The 23,565-nt window shown below is 32.3% G+C and carries 23 protein-coding genes; 3 read left to right on the top strand and 20 right to left on the bottom strand.

What is annotated here, in order from left to right; all coding sequences use genetic code 11:
* Positions 1–135: 135 nt before the first annotated feature.
* Both fakA and JG553_RS03225 read right to left on the bottom strand, forming a co-directional pair.
* Positions 136–1,758, bottom strand: a complete 1,623-nt coding sequence (gene fakA, locus JG553_RS03230; RefSeq protein WP_202106766.1) for a fatty acid kinase catalytic subunit FakA — start codon at positions 1,756–1,758, stop codon at positions 136–138.
* Between the two features lie 14 nt (positions 1,759–1,772).
* A complete protein-coding gene (locus JG553_RS03225) occupies positions 1,773–2,147 on the bottom strand; it encodes an Asp23/Gls24 family envelope stress response protein (protein WP_000171418.1) in 375 nt (124 codons plus the stop codon).
* Between the two features lie 442 nt (positions 2,148–2,589).
* Here JG553_RS03225 and rpmB point away from each other — a divergent pair, with 442 nt between their 5' ends.
* Positions 2,590–2,778, top strand: a complete 189-nt coding sequence (rpmB, locus tag JG553_RS03220; protein WP_000517908.1) for a 50S ribosomal protein L28 — start codon at positions 2,590–2,592, stop codon at positions 2,776–2,778.
* Positions 2,779–3,158: 380 nt separating this feature from the next.
* Here the strand turns inward: rpmB and JG553_RS03215 are convergent, their stop codons facing one another.
* From JG553_RS03215 to JG553_RS03175, 9 genes are all read right to left on the bottom strand, one after another.
* The gene (locus tag JG553_RS03215; protein WP_000547905.1) at positions 3,159–3,800 is read right to left on the bottom strand and encodes a thiamine diphosphokinase; all 642 of its coding nucleotides are present in this window, start codon (positions 3,798–3,800) and stop codon (positions 3,159–3,161) included.
* Between the two features lie 6 nt (positions 3,801–3,806).
* Positions 3,807–4,451 (bottom strand): ribulose-phosphate 3-epimerase, encoded by a 645-nt coding sequence (gene rpe / locus JG553_RS03210; RefSeq protein WP_000164332.1) that lies wholly within the window; start codon positions 4,449–4,451, stop codon positions 3,807–3,809.
* Positions 4,452–5,327: a ribosome small subunit-dependent GTPase A gene (gene rsgA, locus JG553_RS03205; RefSeq protein ID WP_000847933.1), complete on the bottom strand. Its 876-nt coding sequence runs from the start codon at positions 5,325–5,327 to the stop codon at positions 4,452–4,454.
* 227 nt (positions 5,328–5,554) lie between these two features.
* A complete protein-coding gene (gene pknB, locus JG553_RS03200) occupies positions 5,555–7,549 on the bottom strand; it encodes a serine/threonine protein kinase Stk1 (protein WP_000579564.1) in 1,995 nt (664 codons plus the stop codon).
* The gene (locus tag JG553_RS03195) at positions 7,546–8,289 is read right to left on the bottom strand and encodes a protein-serine/threonine phosphatase Stp1 (RefSeq protein WP_000888494.1); all 744 of its coding nucleotides are present in this window, start codon (positions 8,287–8,289) and stop codon (positions 7,546–7,548) included. Before JG553_RS03195 ends, pknB begins: the two co-directional genes overlap by 4 nt.
* A 6-nt stretch (positions 8,290–8,295) precedes the next feature.
* Positions 8,296–9,390, bottom strand: coding sequence for a dual-specificity RNA methyltransferase RlmN (rlmN, locus tag JG553_RS03190; protein ID WP_000626897.1), 1,095 nt, complete (start codon positions 9,388–9,390; stop codon positions 8,296–8,298).
* 2 nt (positions 9,391–9,392) lie between these two features.
* Positions 9,393–10,700, bottom strand: coding sequence for a 16S rRNA (cytosine(967)-C(5))-methyltransferase RsmB (rsmB, locus tag JG553_RS03185; RefSeq protein ID WP_000572227.1), 1,308 nt, complete (start codon positions 10,698–10,700; stop codon positions 9,393–9,395).
* Positions 10,697–11,632 (bottom strand): methionyl-tRNA formyltransferase, encoded by a 936-nt coding sequence (gene fmt, locus JG553_RS03180; protein WP_000161299.1) that lies wholly within the window; start codon positions 11,630–11,632, stop codon positions 10,697–10,699. The genes rsmB and fmt overlap by 4 nt, the downstream gene beginning before the upstream one ends.
* Positions 11,625–12,113, bottom strand: coding sequence for a peptide deformylase (locus tag JG553_RS03175; RefSeq protein ID WP_000985293.1), 489 nt, complete (start codon positions 12,111–12,113; stop codon positions 11,625–11,627). Before JG553_RS03175 ends, fmt begins: the two co-directional genes overlap by 8 nt.
* Before the next feature lie 298 nt (positions 12,114–12,411).
* Here JG553_RS03175 and JG553_RS03170 point away from each other — a divergent pair, with 298 nt between their 5' ends.
* Positions 12,412–12,615: a TM2 domain-containing protein gene (locus JG553_RS03170; protein ID WP_001198024.1), complete on the top strand. Its 204-nt coding sequence runs from the start codon at positions 12,412–12,414 to the stop codon at positions 12,613–12,615.
* A 162-nt stretch (positions 12,616–12,777) separates the two neighbouring features.
* Here the strand turns inward: JG553_RS03170 and JG553_RS03165 are convergent, their stop codons facing one another.
* The 5 genes from JG553_RS03165 to gmk form a co-directional block, all read right to left on the bottom strand.
* Positions 12,778–13,731 (bottom strand): hypothetical protein, encoded by a 954-nt coding sequence (locus tag JG553_RS03165; protein WP_000751704.1) that lies wholly within the window; start codon positions 13,729–13,731, stop codon positions 12,778–12,780.
* A gap of 505 nt (positions 13,732–14,236) precedes the next feature.
* Positions 14,237–16,645 (bottom strand): primosomal protein N', encoded by a 2,409-nt coding sequence (priA, locus tag JG553_RS03160; protein WP_000560841.1) that lies wholly within the window; start codon positions 16,643–16,645, stop codon positions 14,237–14,239.
* Positions 16,645–17,844, bottom strand: coding sequence for a bifunctional phosphopantothenoylcysteine decarboxylase/phosphopantothenate--cysteine ligase CoaBC (gene coaBC / locus JG553_RS03155; protein ID WP_000722165.1), 1,200 nt, complete (start codon positions 17,842–17,844; stop codon positions 16,645–16,647). Before coaBC ends, priA begins: the two co-directional genes overlap by 1 nt.
* A gap of 215 nt (positions 17,845–18,059) precedes the next feature.
* Positions 18,060–18,278 (bottom strand): DNA-directed RNA polymerase subunit omega, encoded by a 219-nt coding sequence (rpoZ, locus tag JG553_RS03150; RefSeq protein ID WP_000933956.1) that lies wholly within the window; start codon positions 18,276–18,278, stop codon positions 18,060–18,062.
* Complete coding sequence (gene gmk / locus JG553_RS03145; RefSeq protein ID WP_000368227.1) at positions 18,278–18,901, bottom strand: guanylate kinase; 624 nt, start codon at positions 18,899–18,901, stop codon at positions 18,278–18,280. The genes rpoZ and gmk overlap by 1 nt, the downstream gene beginning before the upstream one ends.
* A 274-nt stretch (positions 18,902–19,175) precedes the next feature.
* Between gmk and JG553_RS03140 the strand changes: the two genes are divergently transcribed.
* The gene (locus JG553_RS03140) at positions 19,176–20,873 is read left to right on the top strand and encodes an Rqc2 family fibronectin-binding protein (RefSeq protein WP_000312769.1); all 1,698 of its coding nucleotides are present in this window, start codon (positions 19,176–19,178) and stop codon (positions 20,871–20,873) included.
* A gap of 262 nt (positions 20,874–21,135) precedes the next feature.
* Here JG553_RS03140 and JG553_RS03135 read toward each other — a convergent pair whose 3' ends face one another.
* The 4 genes from JG553_RS03135 to pyrF form a co-directional block, all read right to left on the bottom strand.
* Positions 21,136–21,537: a VOC family protein gene (locus JG553_RS03135; RefSeq protein ID WP_000354184.1), complete on the bottom strand. Its 402-nt coding sequence runs from the start codon at positions 21,535–21,537 to the stop codon at positions 21,136–21,138.
* A gap of 436 nt (positions 21,538–21,973) precedes the next feature.
* A complete protein-coding gene (locus JG553_RS03130; protein ID WP_000998557.1) occupies positions 21,974–22,186 on the bottom strand; it encodes a hypothetical protein in 213 nt (70 codons plus the stop codon).
* Positions 22,187–22,215: 29 nt separating this feature from the next.
* Entirely contained in the window at positions 22,216–22,827 is a 612-nt protein-coding gene (gene pyrE / locus JG553_RS03125; RefSeq protein WP_001040251.1) for an orotate phosphoribosyltransferase, read from the bottom strand.
* Positions 22,827–23,519 carry an orotidine-5'-phosphate decarboxylase gene (gene pyrF, locus JG553_RS03120; protein ID WP_000654061.1) on the bottom strand — a complete coding sequence of 231 codons (693 nt, stop codon included), beginning with the start codon at positions 23,517–23,519 and terminating at the stop codon, positions 22,827–22,829. Before pyrF ends, pyrE begins: the two co-directional genes overlap by 1 nt.
* Positions 23,520–23,565 lie beyond the last annotated feature (46 nt).

Here is a 23,565-nt window from a genome sequence, read left to right as displayed (position 1 = left end):
TTTATCATGACTAAGTTGAACATGACATTGTTAGCAACTCGAGAACGATACTTTTAACCCGCAATATCACTAAAATAGCAAAATAAAAAACTACCAACTGATGATTTATCATTGGTAGTTTTTTATTTTAAATTTTTATTCTACTGAAAAGAAATATTGATAAATTGGTTGTCCACCTTCATGAACTTCCACTTCTACATCTGGATATTGCTCTTCGATCCAGTTTATCATGTTATCTGTAACTGCTTGCTCTGCATCTTGACCAATAATCACAGTCAATATTTCACTATCTTCTGCTAACATCTCATTTAACAACTCAGTAACCGTTGTTAATTGATCACTTTGGCTGCTTACAATCTTATCTTCAATCAAGCCCATAAACGCGTCTTTTTTAATCTCAACGCCATCAATTTTCGTATCACGAACAGCGTACGTTAATGAACCAGATTTAACGTTATTTACTGAATCAGCCATTTGCGCTTTATTTTCTTCAAGTGTTGCGTCCACATCATATTGGAATAGTGCGCTTATACCTTGAGGAATAGATTTCGTTGGAATAACAACAGCTTCTGCATCAACAATACTCGCTGCTTGTTCACTTGCCATTAAGATATTTTTATTATTCGGTAAAATAATTGCACGTTTACATTTTGATTGTTCAATGACTTTAACGATATCTTCTGTAGAAGGATTCATCGTTTGTCCACCACTAATGATATGTGTGGCACCCATTGATTTAAATATCTCTGAAATACCTTCACCCATAGAAATAGTAATAATTGCTGTTTCAACCGTTTCCATTTTCGGTTTAGCTGTGTGCTGTTCTTTTCGAATCACTTCACGGTGCTGTTCTCTCATATTTTCAACCTTAAGTTTAATTAATTCACCATATTGTTGACCATAATTAAACACTTTACCTGGGTATTCGGTATGCACGTGAACTTTCACAATTTCTTCATCATTAATGACTAATAAAGAATCACCAAATTGACTCATATCTTGCCTGAATTCTTGTTCATCAAAGGCTTTTTTATTCTTTCCAAAACGAACCATCATTTCAGTACAATAGCCATAAATAATATCTTCAGTATTAATTACACCATGGAAATCATGTTCATCATGTACAAATTCATCTTTATCTATCTTTGCAACTTTGGCTTCAACTTTTTCACCTTTAAGCGCTTTTAAGAATCCTTCGTAAACGCATAACAAACCTTTACCGCCACTATCAACAACACCAACTTCTTTAAGTACAGCTAATAAGTTTGGTGTGTTTTCAAGTGATTCATTGGCTTTTACAATAATGTACTCCATTAATTCTATACAATCTTCAGTATTATTTGCTTTTTCTATTGCAGCTTGCGCAGCATCTTTTGCAACTGTAAGTATTGTACCTTCAACTGGTTTCATAACAGCTTGAAAACTTTCAGCTAACAATTTTGAATTAATTTCAGATTCACTTTCAATATTTTTACAAAATCCTCTGAATAATTGTGACAAGATGACACCAGAGTTACCTCTTGCACCCATTAGTAAACCTTTCGAGAATGTTTTACCTAATTCGCCGATATTTTTCGACAAATTATTCTCTACTTCTTCGCGACCTGAAGTCATAGTAAGATTCATATTTGTTCCTGTATCACCATCTGGCACTGGATACACATTCAAAGAATCTACCAAATCTGCATTGTTAGATAAATTTTGTGCCCCTTGTATAATCATATCGGCAAATAATTTACCATTAATTTTGCTAATCATTTCAAGTTGTCCTCCTAAGCTTTCTTGCCTGTATTATTCACACGTACACCTTGTACATATATATTGATTGAATTTACTGATACATTAAGTGATTTTTCCAAAGTATATTTCACTGTTGATTGTACATTATTGGCAACTTCAGATATTTTCACACCGTAACTTACAATAATGTACATATCTATATCCACTACGCCATTATTTTCAGTTACTTTGATGCCTTTAGCATAATTTTCATGTCCTAGTATTTCCGCAATACCATCTCTAACTTGTTGTCTAGATGCCATACCTACAATACCATAACATTCAACGGCCTTTCCACCTACAACCGAAGCAATCACTTCGTTTGAAATATCAATTTTACCGTAATCATTTGAAATCTCTAATGTCATATCTTTGTCCCTCCTAAATTTCAAAGTTTATTATTCGTTTTCCCTAATCACTTTTAAAATTTTACCACTTAGTGTAGTCATAAACGCTTTAAGTTTCATTGATTATTTTTATAAAATATCAATGGTACAACTTATCAGAATGACTTACGCTTAAATCACCTATTATATTTTGAGTAAACTGAATTTACACTCATGACGATTATCTATAGGCGTTTTCTTTTAATAGATGTAGTATCATTAAATAAAAATTTTAAATGTTTCATTCACTTATTTCTCTAAAATATCATACTACATAACTTCACAGTCTACAATTATATCACAAAACTCAGTATTTTTGACTTTTATGTGAAAATTATTCATTGTTTTTCAAATGAAACTATGCTATCTTAATTAAGTATATAAGTAGTTATGTGTATTTATATTTATTAAAGGAGGTACTCATATGGGTAAACAATGTTTCGTAACAGGTCGTAAAGCTTCGACTGGTAACAGACGTTCACACGCTTTAAACTCTACTAAACGTAGATGGAACGCTAACCTTCAAAAAGTTAGAATCCTAGTTGACGGTAAACCTAAAAAAGTTTGGGTTTCTGCACGTGCTTTAAAATCTGGTAAAGTAACTAGAGTTTAATAAATATATTGCACATAAAAAATGTGACCTTATGTGGAGGACACATTTACTTAAGAACTAAGAGCTCAACCTCTTAGTTCTTTTTTTGTTACCAAACAATACATAATGGTTCATAGTGAAATTCGAACTATCAATATAATTTGGTTAATACGTTTAATAATGGTTCTCTGTCAAATTGGACTTATGGGTTCAATATCGATTTTGGCACATAAATCAATGTACTAGGACCTACAATTTTCCTTTCAATAATAAATCACGCCATAATCTTCATTAATTACAGCGTGATTCATCTATTATTATGTTATAAATTCTATCTATAAACGTCACTTTATTAAATAACTCATGCACTTTATTAAAAATCCTCACAAATTTGAATATACTTAATTTAAATCTGTACTTCTAATTTGCAAAATCAACCCATCATGTACAGTTACTTTCGCTTGCAAAGACTCAATTTCATTTGAAATAGTTAAAGTAGAACCTATATTAAGCATTTGTCTAGCTAAATTATATTTAAAACCTGCTAGAGAAAGTTCTACATCATCAGTCATCGGTATAAATGAAATGTACGGATAACTCTTATCTTTTTCAACTGTATGTTGACCTTTAGGCAATAATTCAATTTTATTTTGTTGATCGATAACTTCTATATGAACATCATGTTTATAATATGCTTTTTTCAATAATAACTGAATTGCCCCAAAAAAGTGATCTAATCGTCCGCCTGTTGCACCATAAATTGTAATACTATCAAATCCAAGTGCAACAGCTTTATCAACCGCTAAAGCTAAATCCGTATCAGCTTTTTCAGCTTGAACTGGTTTGATTTGTAACTGTTCTGTTAGAAGTTGGCGTTCTTCTTTACTGACTGAATCAAAGTCTCCCACTGAGAAAAAAGGGATAATTTGATGCTTCAATAAAATCAAAGCACCTCTATCAACGCCGCCCCATTTACCTTCATTACTTTTGGCCCAAATATCTTGCGGCAAGTGTCGATCAGAACATAATAAATTTATATGCATATACACTCAACCTTTCAATGCTTGTGTGACTTTTTTATAATCCTCTTGTTTAAAGAAAAATGAACCTGTTACTAGCATTGTAGCACCATTTTCAACACAAACTTTCGCTGTATCGGTATTTACGCCTCCATCAACTTCAATATCAAAGTTTAATTGACGTTCCATTTTAATAGCATTAAGACCCGCTATTTTTTCTACGCATTGATCAATAAATGATTGACCACCAAACCCTGGGTTAACTGTCATCACTAGTACATAATCAACAATGTCTAAAATAGGTTCAATTTGTGATATTGGTGTACCAGGATTAATTACTACACCAGCTTTTTTATCTAAATGTTTAATCATTTGAATAGCACGATGAATATGAGGCGTTGATTCGACATGAATTGAAATCATATCGGCACCATGTTCTGCAAATGATGCAATATACTTTTCTGGATTTTCAATCATCAAATGTACGTCTATAGGTAATGTTGTGCCTTTTCTTACTGCATCTAATATTGGTAAACCAATAGATATATTAGGCACAAATTGACCATCCATAACATCAAAATGAACTCCGTCGACGCCTGCTTCTTCAAGTCGTTTTAATTCATGTTGTAAATCCAAAAAATCAACAGATAATAATGATGGATATAGTTTTGTCATTTAATATCTAACCTTTCTATTTGAAATTTCATTAAATAGTTGTAAATAATGGTCGTATCTAAATTGCGCAATATTCCCTATCTCTAATTGATGCTTAACATTACAATTAGGTTCTTTGATATGATTACAATTCCTAAACTTACATGTTTCACCATATCGATTTAATTCAAGAAAATAATCTTTTATTTCATCTTTATCTATATGATCAAAATCTAAAGCACTGAATCCAGGTGTGTCTGCAATATAACCGTTTTGACGTTCGAATAGTTCGACATGTCTTGTAGTATGCTTTCCTCGATTTAATGATTTTGATATATCATTTGTCTCAAGATTAAGTTCTGGACGATAATGATTTAAGAAAGTGGACTTACCGACACCTGATTGACCACTAAGTACTATAAGTCCAGCTGGCCAAGCTTCTACAATTTTTTTTCGATCATCATCATTTCCAATAAATTCAGTCTCATAGCCAATATTTTCATATATTTTCAACAACTCATTTATTTCGAACTGCTTTTCAATTGGTGTTTTATCTTTTTTAGTCACCAAAATTCTCGCATTTAACTGATACGAATGTGCAATAACTAAAAATCGATCTAATAATTGCGTTGAAAAATTTGGCTCGACAGCACTCATTACAATTACTAGTGTATCTATATTACTTACAGGTGGTCTTTTCAACTCATTTTCCCGCTCAAACACTTGATGAATATAACCTTCGTTAATGTTTTGAACTTCAAATTCCACTATATCACCAACTACCGGTGAAAATTTTTTCTTTCTAAATAATCCTCGTGGTTTTGTATTGAAACGTTCGCCATTAACGTCTACTTGATATACCCCACTAATTGATTTCACTATTCGACCTGTCTTCAAAATGGCACCTCTCGATTAATTTTACTGCATTTATTATATCAAAGACTGGAAAATTAATATATAAATGATCATTTCAAATGATATAAATATTGTGAGAGTGATACAGAATTGATAGACAATGCTCACCTGTATATGATGACATGAAGCATTTTAAAACTACCGCAATCTCAACATAAAAATACCGAGACTTCCAAATAGAAACCTCGGTACATTTACTTCAATTATATTTATACATCATCATAGCTGACTTCTTTTTCAGCTACAGTTTTACCGTCAACTTTAACAATATAACTTGCTGTTTTTCCTTTTTCAATTCTTAAAGGAATGTCTATACGTTGATCACTAGTAATATCGAAACTACCTTTTTCAGTTGAACCGTCATTATCTTTATCTTTAATATAAACTTTAACTTTTTGTGACTTATCATTTTTACCAGTGTATGGTACATCTACCGATTCAGTTGTCGTTTTGACATCTGATGAGTCACTTTTTTTACCTTTAGAAACAACAAATGAAATCGTTGACCCCTCATCTACTGATTTTCCTTTAGGAGATTGAGAAATCACATCACCCTCATCAATATCGTCACTATACTCTTCCTTACTTTCAACTTTAAACCCTTTTTCTTCTAAGGCTTTTTTAGCTTTGCTAAAGGATTTATGTTCAAAGTCTTCTACATAAACTTGCTTAATGCCTAAAGATTCATATAGTTTAATATTAGAATCATGAATAGCGATTTCAGTATTTGCGGTTACACTTTGATTTGCAATGTATCCTTTTGGCGCTTGATTATTATATACTTTTTCAATCGTAACATCTTTAAGACCTAACGATTTTAATTTCTGCAAGGCTTCCTCCTTAGGTAAACCAATGACATTTGGCATTTTAACCTTTTCAGGGCCCTTTGATATAACAACATCAACACTGTCACCACGTTCAACACGTTCACCAGTATTAGGAGTTGTCTTAATAATTTCATTTTCAGGATATTTATCACTATAACTTCTAGAAATTTTACCCAATTTCAGGTTGTTTTTATTGAATATTTGCTCTGCTTCTTTTACAGATTTCCCGATTACATCAGGTGTCTCTTCGTATTTATTACCAAACATTGCCATTGCCACAAAAGAAACAAGTGCAATCATTAACAACGAAAAGATTAGTGATAAGAGCACAATCTTTCGTGTTGATTTCTTTTTAGGTTTTGGTTCGTACACCGTACCTTCTGGCTTTTGGAATTGCTGATGATGAGCAGGCCCATTTACAATAGGTACTTGCGTCGTTTCACGTTTAGGTTGATTCGACTTATGTTCACTAATATGCTTTGCTAGATCTTCTTTTTTCAAAGGTACCGCTATCGTTTTCATTTTATCGAGTTCATAGACATCTTCATTCGCTCGATTTTCATGTAAAACACTACTCAAATCATCTTTCATTTCTTGAATTGTTTTGTAACGATTCGCTTTGTCTTTTTCTGTAGCGCGTAAAATGACATTACTTAAAGATTGCGGAATATCCTTACGTACATCTGTTGTCACATTTGGCACAGAATCCTGAATATGTTTAATCGCAATGCTAACTGCAGTTTCTCCATTAAAGGGTGGTTCACCAACAAGCATTTCATATAACACAATACCTATAGAATAAATATCTGTACATTCATCCGTTGCCTCACCTTTTGCTTGTTCTGGCGAAAAGTACTGCACAGTACCTAACACATGATTAGTCTGAGTTAAAGACGTCTCACTTAAAGCTTTAGCAATTCCAAAATCAAATATTTTCAACGTTTTATTGCTGTCAATTAATATATTTTGTGGCTTAATATCTCTATGTACAATACGCATATCATGCGCATGTTTAATGCCATCCAATATTTGATTCGTAAAATTAATCGCTGTGTCAACACTTAATGGCCCATGACTTTCAATATACTCAGACAAAGTCGGACCTTCGATATATTCCATTACTAAGTAGTAACAGTCATCTTCTTCATCAACATCGATCATACTTACTATATTTTGATGTGATAGCTGTGATGAGTTATGTACTTCTCGTTCAAAACGTTTTAATGTTTCTTCTTTTTCTCTAGGTGGTATAAAAATCGCCTTAATTGCAACTTTAATGTTAAGTATCGTATCTTCAGCAAGATAAACGGTACTCATGCCACCGCCGCCAAGCTTATCTACAATTTTATATCGTTCATTTATTATTTTACCTATCATACTTTATCACCTTCAATAGCCGCGAGTATGAAAGTAACGTTATCTTTCGAATGGTTATCTAATGCCAATTGCATTAATTGATCACCATGATCTTCTATTGTACCTTCTTTTACTAACAAACGCTTAATTTCATTGTCTTTAACATAATCAGTTAATCCATCTGAATTTAATAATAAATAATCATAAAAATTTAATCGCTTAATAAACAAATCTGGACTCACACGTTTATCTGTGCCCATCACCTTCGTAATAATATTACGTTGTGGATGTGTAAATGCTTCTTCCGGCGTAATTTGACCCGTTAAAACAAGATGATTAACAAATGAGTGATCACTAGTAATTTGTTCAATTTGTCGACTATTAATAACATAGGCTCTAGAATCACCGACATTTGCTATCACAACTGATTTTTCAAAAACAAGTGCACAAACACATGTTGTACCCATACCTTTATATTCTGCATTTTCTTGTGCATAGTGATATAACTGAAAATTTATATCTTTTATATTATTACGCAACCAATTTTCAGCTTGATGTTGTTCTATAAGATTTTCCGCTTCAAAACGGGATTTCAACTCATCTGTAACAAATTTACTTGCAACTTCTCCTGCTTTATGGCCACCCATACCATCACACAGAACTAAAAGTTGTTGATTAGTTTGATTATAAAAAATACCACCCGCATCTTCATTCTTATCTCTATGTTGTCCAGTATCAGTAAAAAATTGTGCCTCTAGCATTTGTCTTTACCTCGTTTCTACTTGTCGTTCCTTTGCTCTTAATTGACCACAAGCTGCGTCAATATCCGAACCTTGTTCACGACGTATTGTGGCATTAATTCCTAGTCTCTTTAATTCTTTTTCAAATTTAAAGATATCATTTTTAGCCGTTTTCACATAATTTCTTTCTGGAACATGGTTGACAGGAATTAAGTTAACATGGCAGTTTAAGCCTTTTATTAAATGTGCTAATTCTCTTGCATGTTCTAGTTGGTCATTCACACCACCAAACAGACCATATTCAAAAGTAACACGACGATTTGTTTTTTCTTGATAATATTGAATTGCTTCGATTAACTTCTCAACATTATATGCACGGTTAATTGGCATCAAGCGTGATCGCACTTCATCTTTTGCGGCGTGTAAGCTTACAGCAAAATTAATTTGAATATCTTCATCCGCAAAGTCATATATTCTAGGAATGATACCTGATGTTGATACTGTAATGTGACGTGCACCAATATTTAAACTGTTATCATCATTGACGATTCTTAAAAAGTCCATCATTTCATCATAATTTTCAAATGGTTCACCGATACCCATTATGACAATTTGAGATACGCGCTCTTCTGTAGCATCAAGGGCTTTTTGAACTGTTAAAACTTGTGAAACAATTTCGCCAGCTTCAAGGTTTCTTTTTAAGCCGCCAAGTGTAGAAGCACAAAACGTACATCCGATGCGACAACCTACTTGTGTCGTTACACATACTGAATTTCCATAATCATGTCTCATTAAAACAGTTTCAATTGTATAGCCATCTTGTAATTCAAATAAGAATTTAATTGTACCGTCTTTACTTTCTTGTTTTACTACAGTTGTTAAAGTTGTAACAGTAAAGTTATCTTTTAAAAGCTGTCGTAAGTCTTTCGATAAGTTCGTCATTTCATCAATCGAATCTACTCTTTTTTGATATAACCATTCAAAAATCTGTTTCGCTCGAAATTTTTGTTGCCCTTGTTCAACGAGCCAGTTTTGCATTTCGTCAAATCGCAATGAATATATTGATTGCTTGTCAAAATTTGGAAGAAATTTATTCTTCTTTTTCTTTTCAGCAGTTATCATTCCTAATTGTCCTTTCTTTTTATCTTAGTGATAAAGAATCCATCTGAATTAAAGTCTTGCGGCATGATTTGTAACGTTTTGACCAACTCTCCAGTTATCGGATGTTGAAACGGTTCAAATTCGAAGTTTTTATTATTTTTCAAAAACGTATAAATCACGTTTTCATTTTCTAGTTGCTCAATTGTACATGTTGAATAGATGATTTCTCCACCTATTTTTACATTGTTTTTTACATTTTCCAATATTTCAAGCTGTAATTCAACTAGTGACTCAATATGTTGTTTGCTTTGAGTATACTTAATCTCCGGCTTATGTCTCATTACACCTAATCCGCTACATGGTGCATCAACAAGTATCTTATCGTATGTTTTATCATAAGGTTTTGTCGCATCATGTTGAAAAGCTTTAATATTTGTTAATCGTAATTTTTTTATATTAAAATTAATTAAGTCTATTTTGTGATCATGTATATCTGAAGCGTCAACTTGCCCTTCTGGCATTAAAACTTCAGCAATGTGACAAGCTTTACCGCCAGGTGCACTACATGCATCTAATACGTGATCATGTCGGTCTACATTCATAATGTGTGCAACAAACATTGAGCTTTTATCTTGAATTGAAACGAATCCATCTTTAAATGAACGAGAATGAATAATTGGTTGTCCTCCTATATGGAGACAATAAGGTAAGTCATGATCTTTTTCAACGTCATAACCTTCGTCTTGCAACTTTTCAATAATATCATCTAATGATGCTCGCGTCAGGTTGGCACGCACAGTTGTTGATGTCGTTTCTAAAAATGACTGTAAAATTTTTTCAGTTTCTTCGAGACCATAATGTGTTGCCCAATGATCTATAATCCACTTCGGCATACTATACTCGATTGCCATTCTTTTTTTAGGATCTGCAATTTCATTAAAATCAGGTAAGTCACTACGCATCATTGTACGTAAAATACCATTTACGACATTACCATTATGATAGCCACCGCGTTCTTTTGCTATTTCAACTGCTTCATTAATAATGGCATGATTTGGAACTTTATCTAAATAAACATATTGATAAATACTCATCCATAATAATTGCCTAACCCATGCCTTAATCTTTGTTTTCACAAAAGGCTTTAAATAAAAATCTAACGTATATTTTCTTTTAACGGTTCCGTAGACAATTTCTGTAAATAAAGCCTTATCCATTGCATTTAATTCATTTTCTGACAACACTTCATTGATACGCAAGTTACTATACGCACCTTCATTTAATATATCTTGAATCGTGTCAAAAGCAAGACTTCTCACGTTTTCTATCATATAAGTTTCTTCCCTACTAGTGTGTTTTGCGCACCACTTAAATAATTGGCAGCTAACATTCTCTTTTTCCCAGCTAATTGCATATCTTTAATTGCAACAGCTTCATTATCATTTGTAGCAACAATAATGGCTTTTTTAGTCGTTTCTATAATGGTTCCAGGCTCGTTTATCTTATTAGTCTCAACGAGTTCAGCATCGTATATTTTCAAGTTAGTGTCATCCATAGTTGTATAAGCAACTGGCCATGGTGATAATCCACGAATTTGATTAAACACTTGTCTTCCTGGTTTATTCCAGCTAATTCGCTCATCTTCGCGTCGAATATTGGAAGCAAATGTTGCTTGCGTATCATCTTGAGGTACGCTTTCATTTGTGCCCTCTATAATAGATGGTAAAGTTTCTTTTAATAAATCTGCCCCTAATACACTTAATTTATCATGCATCGTACCGACATTATCATTTTCTTCTATTTTAATTGCTTGTTGCGAAATAATATTACCCGCATCTAATTTTTTAACCATATACATAATTGTTATGCCGGTTTCTTGTTCACCATCGATAATTGCCTGATGAATTGGTGCACCACCTCTATACTTCGGTAACAATGATGCATGTACATTAATTGCCCCAAGATTTGGTAATGCCAACAATGATTCAGGTAATAATTGTCCAAAAGCAGCAGTTACAATTAAATCTACATCTAATTGAAGCAATTGTTCTAATTCTTCTGATCCACTTAATTTTTCAGGTTGATATACAGGTAAATCATATTTCATTGCAACTTTTTTAACTGGTGGTGGTGTCATAACACGTTTACGTCCAACAGGTCGATCTGGTTGCGTTACGACTGCAATGACATCATGTTCTGCAATAAGCATTTCTAAAACAGTTGTTGAAAAGTCTGGTGTACCCATAAATATTATTTTAGTCATTTATAAAATATGCCTCCACTTCTTTATCTGTTAAAATACGGTCCGCACGTTCTGTAAAAGGGATACCGTTCATTTGATCTATAATATGCAAAATCATTCTTGCTACATCTTCATGTGCAGTTAGTTCAACTTTGTTCCCATTGACGTCATAACTTTCGACAACTATCATTTTACTTCTTGTCACTTCGCCGTAAACATCTGGCAATGTAATTGAACCTTCTAAGTCTGTTATTGTTTCATTTGATTGACTAATAATTTTCGGATTAACAAGTTGTAATAATCCTTCCATTTCCATATCAATAATTGCCACTTGCAATGACTGATTAATTTGAGGTGCACATAAGCCAGCAGCTTCTTGTGCATACATTGTATCTTCTAAATCTTGTAATAATCTTTTTAACGAATCATCAAATGTTTTAACTGCTTGCGCTTTTTTCGTTAAAATAGGATGCGATGCTGGTACTAACTTTTTAATCGCCATAACTCTTACTCCTCAATAAAATTCATCAAACTATTATAACGTAAATATATTAAAAATGCGACCTTACATCATAGAATGTATATTTTTCAATTTGAAGATTGTCATGTGATTCATTACGTATATTTCACACGTAAAATAATACAATGCAACTGAAATGTAATCCTAAATTTATTGTAAGGATTGAATAACTGAAATTTAGATGATTGGGAATGCTTAAACTAGAATGTTTGAACTAAAAGTGGGTATAATAAAAAGAGAAGCTAATGTCATTATAAGCAATTCAACTGGAGGGAAAGAAATGCAAGTAAACAAAGTTATTTATATTTTATTAGCATTGTTCTTAGGTAGTTTTGGTATTCATAAATTTTATGCCGGCAAGAATATGCAAGGTATTCTACACTTAATATTCTGTTGGACAGGTATCCCACACATTTTAGCAATTATTAGTGCAGTGATTACTGTTTTCAAACCTGCTGATGAACAAGGTAATGTCACTTTATAAATTGATAAAAATAAATCCCGATGACAATCATTTATTATTTGCGAATCATAGAGTTATAGTTATTACGAACTCTATGTGATAAGCAGTAATGCTGATTGTTTATCGGGATTATTATTGCGATTATTTAATGTAGTACACTATTTATTTTTCACACAGTAAATACTATTTTAAAGAATCATCTGACGCTGTTTCATAGTTTGATTCATACTCTTTAATATATTTACTTAAAACAACAAAATGTGCGTTACCAAAATCACTAGATGCATTTAAGAAATCCATATGTACTAAATTTAAAACTTTTGGATCTGGATTAGACTTGTCTTCATAATTTTTTGGTGAAAAAGTGAAATAGGCCAATGCCGGCAACACTTCATCTTTAGTATCCTTTGATCCATGTGTCATAAATGAAACGCTTGTTAAAGGTACTCCGAAAGATTTGATTTGAGCTACGCTATATGGAACTGGTTTTGGATGATCAAGTTTAGTTAGCTGACTTAATTTTTTTAACTTAGAATAATCGTCATATTTAATTGCATCATCTTTATGTATTACGTAAGATCCTGGTTCGACTGATGCATAAACTAACTTTCCATCTTTATATTTTGTCATAATTTCTGCGTAAAAAACAGGTGTGTTTGAATTGCCAATTTTCTTTCCATCTGGATCTACATACCAATAATCAACTTGTTTTACATCATCGTGTGTTTCAATCACTTTCCTTTTTATACCTTTCTTACCTTTAAAGAATGCATCAACATCTTTTATTGAAGATCCTTTTGAATCTTTAGTAAATCTATAATCTGCAAGTTCCACTTTACCCATTAATTCTTTGTAATCTTTCCATCCTTGAATCCCTTTACTATTCGTAAACGACTTTTCTGTCATTAATGGATCCAACTTATCAAGAGATGGCGCATCTTTAATTCCTTTCATTTTCTTCTCTATTTCTTCATATTTCTCTAAATCTGGATCTTTCTCTTCTTCCGATTCTTTTTTTACAGTTTCTTGTTTTGATTCTTCTGATTTCTTTGATGATAATTTATGATTCCCACCAAAAGAACAACCTGCTACGACTAAAAGCATAATTAAAAGTAAACATCCCAGTGTCTTTTTCATAAACTTTCTCCTCTTAAGTTATTTTGTTTGAATCAAATAAACATACATAAATTTAAAAAACTTATTTATATTGATATTTTACATTAACCATCAATATTTTTAAATACTTTAATTGATAATTTAAGAAAATTGTTTTGTCTAATAATTTAAGTAGTTAAAACATAGATAGATATAAAATAGTTTATAGCCATTAATTTATAAGTTTAAAATTCGCACTATTTCAATTTGCCATTTAAAAATAGTTTGTTTAATCATTAGTACTTTTATTCATCAGTAAGTATGGCGCTTGCATTAAAATCAGAATTCGTAAATGAAAATACTAATAAATTCCTTATCAAACCAAAATCACGTAAGTTATAAAGCCATATAAAAAGACAGAATATAAACTGCTAATTTAAATAGTTAACAGTTGTATATTCTGCCCTTTTTCTGTACTTAAAGTAAATATTCAAACACTGGTTCAAATACTCGTACATACTGAACTTGTTTCTAATAATTAGTAATGTTACATCATCATCTGTGGATCAATATCAATCTTCAATGCTAATTTTTCTTTTATAAATTTTTCATGGTAATAGTCATCTAAAAACTGAATGGCTTGTAATAATCCAGGTTCACTTTTATATTTCACTAAAATTTGGAATCTAAATTCATTGTTGATTCTCGCAAGTGCTGCCGGAGATGGACCTAGTACAAGCGCTTTTTCTGTTAAATGCTGTAATAAAATTTTATGAACATGCTGCGATGCTACCATAACCTTCTTCATTTCTTTATGTGAGATTGTGAAATTAATCAAATAATAATACGGTGGATACTTTCCTAATTTACGATATTCCATTTCCTGACGATAAAATGTTAAATAATCATTTTTTTGAACATCCAATATTGAATAATGATCTGGATTATACGTTTGAATGATGACTTGACCTGCCTTTTCATGACGACCAGCTCTACCAGCCACTTGCGTTAATAGTTGATAAGTACGTTCGCTCGCCCGAAAATCAGGTAAATTTAACATTGTATCTGCATTCAGCACACCAACTAAAGTAATATTTGGATAATCTAATCCTTTCGCAATCATCTGAGTACCTAGTAAAATGTCACCGTTACCTTTTTCGAATTCAGTCAATAACTTTTCATGTGCACCTTTCTTTGAGGTTGTATCTACATCCATCCTAATTATGCGCGCATCTTCAAATTCTTGTTGCAATAGTTCTTCAACTTTCTGAGTACCAGTACCTACTTGTCGAATGTGTTCACTCTCACAATTTGGACATTGATTCGGTGGCGTCTCTTGGTAACCACAATAGTGACATTTTAATAAGTCTGTCGTTTTATGATACGTTAATGAAATATCACAGTTTGGACATTGCGGTACATATCCACAATCCCGACATAACATAAACGATGCATAACCACGTCGATTTAAAAATAAAACAACTTGTTCCTGTCGATCTAATCTTAATTGTATGGCTTCACGTAAATCTTTTGAAAACATTGACCGATTACCTTCACTCAATTCTTCACGCATGTCTACTATATCAATTTCAGGTAAAGCTTGTTGGTTCACTCTGTTTGGTAATGATAGCAAATGATAAACGCCTTTTTCAGCTCGTGCATAACTTTCAAGACATGGTGTTGCACTTCCTAAAATGACTGGACAGTGATGATATTCACTTCGCCATTGGGCAATTTCTCTAGCGTGATATCTCGGATAATCTTCTTGTTTATATGTAGATTCATGTTCTTCATCAATGATGATTAACCCTAAATTTTTGAAAGGTGCGAACACACTTGACCTTGCACCAACACTTACTCTCGCACGACCATCCCTAATTTTTTGCCATTCATCATAACGTTCCCCATTAGATAAGCCAGAATGTAATACAGCAACGTCATCACCAAATCGACGTTTGAAGCGTAAAACCATTTGCGGTGTTAGAGCGATTTCAGGAACTAACATCATCGCCTGTTTTCCTTGGCTTAAAACATCTTCTATCGTTTGTAAATATACTTCTGTTTTACCTGATCCCGTCACACCATGAAGTAAAAATGTTTCTTGCTCTTGGCTTACAATTTTAGCTTTAATCGCTTCATATGCTTTATATTGGTCTTCTGTTAATTGCTGTTTTGATTCTTGTTCGAAAACACGATCTTTAAATGGGTCTCTTTCAACAACCGCGTCATATTTTTCAACATAACCTTTTTTGATAAGTCCATCTAAACTGGATTTTGAAAAGCCCATATCCTCAATATCAGTTAAAAATATTGTTTTATGTTGTTCTTCAGACAAGTAAGCATACAAATCGTATTGTTTAATAACTTTCTCCAACTTAGCTAATACTTCATCAGGATGATACCCTTCAATGACACGAACAGCACGCTTGGTTTTTTTAGTTATATTTTGTGTGAGAATCGTTTTTTCTTCAACGATATCATCTTTTAACAACTTCATAAGCAATTGAATATCATTATTTTTTTGCGCATCTTTATAATAATAGTAACCATGCTTATCAAATTTTTGTAATAAAGCTGAAGGTAGCTCTATGTCATCTTTCATCTTAAATGCTTTTTTATACTTCGCTTTAATAGCACTCGGAAGCATCACTTCTAGCATAGAAATACGTTTAATGACATGAGTTGAACCCATCCACTCACTTAAAGCTATTAATTCTGATGTTAATTCTGGTTGTATATCTTTCACTTCTATGATTTTTTTTAACTTCGAAACGTCAAGTTGTGCATCAGGTTCTGCTGTTACTTCCATTACATAACCTTGAATCGTTCTTGGTCCAAAAGGTACAATTACACGCACACCAGGTTGGATGACAGATTCGAGTTGTTCGGGAATTATATAATCAAATTTATAGTCAACGCTCTTCGACGCGACATCGACTATGACTTTCGCTATCATTATTGCCACCTAGTTTCTAGTTCATCTAAAATTTGTGCAGCTAATACTACTTTTTTTCCTTTCTTGATATTTACTTTTTCATTATTTTTAAAATGCATTGTCAATTCATTATCATCAGAACTAAATCCGATAGACATATCCCCAACATTATTTGAAATAATCACATCTGCATTTTTCTTGCGTAATTTTTGTTGTGCATAATTTTCAATATCTTCAGTCTCTGCTGCAAAGCCTATTAAATACTGTGATGTTTTATGTTCACCTAAATATTTAAGAATGTCTTTAGTACGTTTAAAAGATACTGACAAATCACCATCCTGCTTTTTCATCTTATGTTCTAATACATCAACCGGTGTATAGTCAGATACGGCTGCTGCTTTTACAACAATATCTTGTTCGTCAAATCGGCTTGTCACTTGTTCAAACATTTCTTCAGCACTTTGAACATGAATAACTTCAATATCTTTTGGATCCTCTAGTGTTGTAGGACCAGCAACTAACGTCACGATAGCTCCTCGATTTCGCAATGCTTCAGCTATTGCATAGCCCATTTTTCCAGAAGAACGATTGGATACAAATCTGACTGGATCGATAACTTCAATAGTTGGTCCTGCTGTAACCAATGCGCGTTTATCTTGAAATGAACTATTAGCTAAACGATTACTATTTTGAAAATGAGCATCAATTACAGAAACGATTTGAAGCGGTTCTTCCATACGTCCTTTAGCAACATAACCACATGCTAGAAATCCGCTTCCTGGTTCGATAAAATGATACCCATCTTCTTTTAAAATATTAATATTTTGCTGCGTACGTTTATTTTCATACATATGCACATTCATAGCAGGCGCAATAAATTTCGGTGTCTCTGTTGCTAGCAACGTTGATGTCACCAAATCATCAGCAATACCTACACTCAATTTTGCAATTGTATTTGCCGTTGCAGGTGCAACAATGATTGCATCTGCCCAATCACCTAATGCAATATGCTGTATTTCTGAAGGATTTTCTTCTATAAAAGTATCTGTATAAACAGCATTTCGACTTATTGCTTGAAATGCTAATGGTGTCACAAATTTTTGTGCGTGATTCGTTAACATAACGCGAACTTCATACCCAGATTGTGTTAACTTACTTGTCAAATCAATTGCTTTATATGCCGCAATGCCACCTGTAACGGCTAATAATATTTTCTTCATATTCAATCTCCCTTAAATATCACTATGACATTTACGCTTTACATCATCATATGCGCACAAATGCTCATTACTTTTTTATAGATACAAATTTAGTATTATTATAACATCAATCATTGGATAAACTAAAAAAACACACCTACATAGGTGCGTTTGATTTGGATATGCCTTGACGTATTTGATGTACGTCTAGCTTCACATATTTTTAATGGTCGAAACTATTCTTTACCATAATAATCACTTGAAATAACAGGGCGAATTTTACCGTCAGCAATTTCTTCTAACGCTCTACCAACTGGTTTAAATGAATGATATTCACTTAATAATTCAGTTTCAGGTTGTTCATCAATTTCACGCGCTCTTTTCGCTGCAGTTGTTGCAATTAAATACTTTGATTTAATTTGTGACGTTAATTGGTTTAAAGGTGGATTTAACATTATTTTTTAGCCTCCAAAATCATTTTTCTATACTTAGCTTCTACGCGCTCTCTTTTTAAGTGCTCAGCTTCTACAATACATTGAATTCTATTCTTCGCAAGTTCTACTTCATCATTAACTACAACGTAATCGTATAAATTCATCATTTCAACTTCTTTACGCGCTTCGTTAATACGACTTTGTATTTTCTCATCAGATTCTGTTCCTCTACCTACTAATCGCTCTCTCAAGTGTTCTAAACTTGGAGGTGCTAAGAAAATAAATAGCGCATCTGGAAATTTCTTTCTAACTTGCTTTGCACCTTCTACTTCAATTTCTAAAAATACATCATGACCTTCGTCCATTGTATCTTTAACATATTGAACTGGTGTACCATAATAGTTGCCTACATATTCAGCATATTCTATAAATTGGTCATCTTTGATTAAAGCTTCAAACGCATCCCTAGTTTTAAAAAAGTAATCTACGCCATCAACTTCACCTTCACGCATTTGACGTGTTGTCATTGAAATAGAATACTTATATGATGTACTTGGATCTTCAAATATTCGTTTTCTAACAGTACCTTTACCTACTCCAGATGGTCCTGATAAAACGATTAACAATCCTTTTTCATTATCCATGCCTTACGACCTCTCTAAGCTAATCTTCTATTATTTAAATATGATATCACATTGTTCTTTATATTGTATAGCATATTTGAAATTGCATGCCATAATTTCTATTAAGTCTAACAATATCGTTATATTGCACGATTAATTTTAATTAAATAAATTGAATTGCAAACTTTTAGATAATGTAAAATGTATGGCATAATGTATGGTTCAATAACTATACTGAAAAGTTACAATCATGTTAAAATGAAACGAATGATATGAAGAAGGTGGAAGATAAATTATGGCTTATGATGGCTTATTTACAAAGAAAATGGTTGAGTCTCTACAATTTTTAACAACAGGACGTGTTCACAAAATCAATCAACCTGATAATGACACGATACTAATGGTTGTACGTCAAAATAGACAAAACCATCAATTGTTATTGTCAATCCATCCAAACTTTTCAAGATTACAATTGACTACTAAAAAATATGATAATCCATTTAATCCACCCATGTTTGCGCGTGTTTTTAGAAAACACTTAGAAGGTGGTATTATCGAATCGATTAAGCAAATTGGTAATGATCGTCGCATTGAAATCGATATAAAGAGTAAAGATGAAATTGGCGATACTATTTACCGCACTGTCATCCTTGAGATTATGGGTAAACATAGTAACTTAATTTTAGTAGATGAAAATCGCAAAATAATTGAAGGATTTAAACACTTAACACCAAATACGAATCACTATCGTACAGTAATGCCAGGATTTAATTATGAAGCACCACCTACTCAGCACAAAATAAATCCGTATGATATTACAGGTGCAGAGGTGTTGAAATATATCGATTTTAACGCAGGTAATATTGCTAAACAATTATTGAATCAGTTTGAAGGATTTAGCCCTTTAATTACGAATGAAATCGTTAGTCGTCGTCAATTTATGACTTCATCAACATTACCAGAAGCATTTGACGAAGTAATGGCAGAAACCAAGTTACCACCTACTCCTATTTTTCATAAAAATCATGAAACAGGTAAAGAGGATTTCTATTTTATAAAGTTAAATCAATTTAATGATGATACAGTTACATACGATTCATTAAATGATTTGCTTGATCGTTTTTATGATGCGCGTGGCGAACGTGAACGCGTTAAACAACGTGCGAATGATTTAGTTCGATTTGTTCAACAGCAGTTGCACAAATATCAAAATAAATTAGCGAAGTTGATTGAAGAATATGAGCAGTCTAAAAATAAAGATACTGAACAGTTATATGGTGAATTGATCACTGCTAATATATATCGAATTAAGCAAGGCGATAAAGAAGTGACGGCATTGAATTATTATACGAATGAAGAAGTTGTCATTCCTTTAAATCCTACAAAATCCCCATCAGCAAATGCTCAATATTATTATAAACAATATAATCGTATGAAAACGAGAGAACGTGAATTACAACATCAAATTCAATTGACGAAAGACAATATAGATTATTTTTCAACAATCGAACAACAATTACATCATATTTCTGTCCATGACATTGATGAAATTAGAGATGAATTAGCAGAACAAGGCTTTATGAAACAGCGTAAAAATCAAACTAAGAAAAAGAAAGCGCAGATTCAATTACAACATTATGTATCAACTGATGGCGACGATATATATGTTGGTAAGAATAACAAGCAAAATGATTATTTAACAAATAAAAAAGCTAAAAAAACTCACACATGGTTACACACAAAAGATATTCCTGGTTCACATGTCGTTATATTTAATGATGCACCAAGTGATACGACAATCAAGGAAGCGGCTATGTTAGCAGGATACTTTTCAAAAGCTGGTAATTCTGGACAAATACCTGTTGATTATACATTAATTAAAAATGTGCATAAACCATCAGGTGCAAAGCCTGGGTTTGTAACATATGACAATCAAAAAACTTTGTATGCTACACCTGATTATGAACTTATTCAAAAAATGAAACAATCATAATCAAGTTGTCGACAAATAAACACCTCACAAAAGAAAGTAGTCCTTTCTTATGGTGAGGTGTTTATTTATTATTTAATGCGTTCATTGAAACGAAGTATCGTGTTTTTAAATAACGTATCATCATTTAAGTTACAAATTATCTTTGTGATTTTAAAAATGAGCGAAACTAAAATGCTAATGTGTACTTAAAATAGAAATACATAGGTAAAACGCATGCATAAGAAAAAGTGTTTCTTTATCATTCAACGCTGTGCGAATCCTTTTACTCAGGTAATGCTAATTGAAAACTTACTCCAAACTTATCTTGAACCCAAGCAAACTCTCTGTATGGTGGCATATTCGTTTTTGGCATTAAAATGGCACCTTCATCTTTTAATCCATTAAATAGTCGTTCCATTTCAATAGTATCTTTTACTGTAACAAATAATGAAATCGCAGGATTCATTGGTAATTCTGTGCCACTATTAGCATCAATCGCCATGAATACTTGTCCATTTAATGTAAATATTGAGTGTTGTACAGTCCCGGGATCACCAGGTCCATTTTCACCATACTTAGCCATTGTTATAATCTCACTATCTTCAAATAAGCTTGTGTATAGTTTAACAGCTTCTTCAGCTTGGTTATTAAACATTAAAAATGTCGTGATTTTTGGAATATCCATGCTATGCCTCCTATAGATTGAACTTCTATAACTACTATTATCTTAACATAATTAAAATGACAAAAGCGCGTCGTACCGTTATGTGCACGAATGACAAACGTCTTATTGGCCTGTTGATTAAATCACATAGTTAACGATAAAAATTACGCAAGATTAAAAATATGATACATATGTTAATAAATGATACTTATCATAGGTATTAATGTTTTGACTTATTGTCAAATTTGATTACAATTAAAATTAAGTTAAAGGAGGGACGTTATGTTACATTATGTGATTCCAGTATTAGTCCTATTACTCGTATTCTTAATTGGTTGGATTTTAATAAAGTTAATTATCCGCTAATAAATTTTTTATATAATAAAAGCTATAGTGTTTGTAATATTCGGATGTGGTTAAGCAGCCCCTGATATTAAACACTATAGCTTTTTTGTTTTTAAATTTGTCCTTGTTTACGTAATATATCCTTTACATGTTTAAATAAATCATCATTATGATCTATAGTTGTTTTATTTTTTATATGTTTTTGCTTCGTTGAACTTTCGTCGACATCGTGACTACTAGATAGATTGGAATCATTTGAATGATTGATAAATTCGTTACAATGTTTTATCTTCCCATATAAATCATTAGATGTTTTGTCATTCATTTGTTGAATTCCTCCTTCTAGTGTCTATATTATGCTAAGTTGTCTCTCCATTCAACTAATGTTTGGATATCTTCACTAGAAATTTTACCTTCATTTTCAGCTACTTCAATTAATTCATTGTAATCACTTAAAGTGTAAAAAGGTAGTTGAATATTGCTAAATGTATCATCTGCTTTTTTCAAACCGTAAGTAAAGATAGCTACAACACCTAATACTTCTGCACCTGCTAGTTTTAAGGCTTCAACTGCTGTGACTGAAGATCCCCCTGTCGAAATTAAATCTTCTATCACAACTACTTTTTTACCTTCACTTTTAGCACCTTCGATTTGATTTTGCTTACCATGACTCTTATTTGATGAACGAACATAATTCATTGGTAATTTTAATTTTTCAGCAATAAAAGCTGCATGTGGAATACCAGCTGTTGCAGTACCAGAAATAACTTCTACTTCAGGAAAGTGTTCTTTAATTAAGTTAATTAAACCATCGCGGATTGCGCCTCGAACTAAAGGATAACTTAACGTAACACGGTTATCACAGTAAATCGGTGATTTAATACCTGAACTCCATGTATATAAATCATTTGGTGATAATGTTACAGCTTCAATATCTAATAATGATTTTGCAATTTCTTTAGCCATTATACTAACCAACTTTCTTTAATTTTATGATAACTTTCGACTGGATTGTCACTTTGTGTAATCGGTCTACCGACTACAATATGCGTCGAACCAAGCTGTCTTGCTTCTTCCGGTGTCGTAATACGGTGTTGGTCATTTTGAGATGCACCTTTAGGTCTAATACCTGGTGTTACTTTTAAAAATGATGTACCTAACTTTTCAGTCAACATACGACTTTCAAGAGGTGAACAAACAACGCCATCTAAACCAGCTGCATTTGCTAACTTGGCATAATTTAAAACGGCCTCTTCAATCGATGTTTGTATATTTTGTTCGTGTCGTAACATGTCTTCTGTTGTTGACGTAAGCTGTGTTACTGCAATAATTTTTGTATCTTGATTATGTTTTCTTAATCCTTTAATGGCCTCAGACATCATTTTTACGCCACCAGCAGCATGAACATTTACCAGATCAACATTCAATTTAGCTAGTCCTTCCATCGCCTTACCAACTGTATTAGGAATATCATGCAGTTTTAAATCTAAAAATACATCATGGCCTCTTTCTTTTATCTCATTAATTAATTGAGGACCTTCTTGATAAAAAAGTTCCATACCTACTTTTACGAATAATGATTCATCAAATAAATCTAAAAATTGATTTACTTTTTCTTTTGATTCAAAATCTAATGCAATAATTGGTAAATCTTTCATCATATATGTCTCCCTTTATATTAAGAAATTCATTAAAATAATGAGG

It is taken from the genome of Staphylococcus sp. T93 (assembly GCF_016743875.1).
Taxonomy (GTDB): Bacteria; Bacillota; Bacilli; order Staphylococcales; family Staphylococcaceae; genus Staphylococcus; species Staphylococcus aureus.
This window is presented reverse-complemented; position numbering and strand designations above follow the sequence as displayed.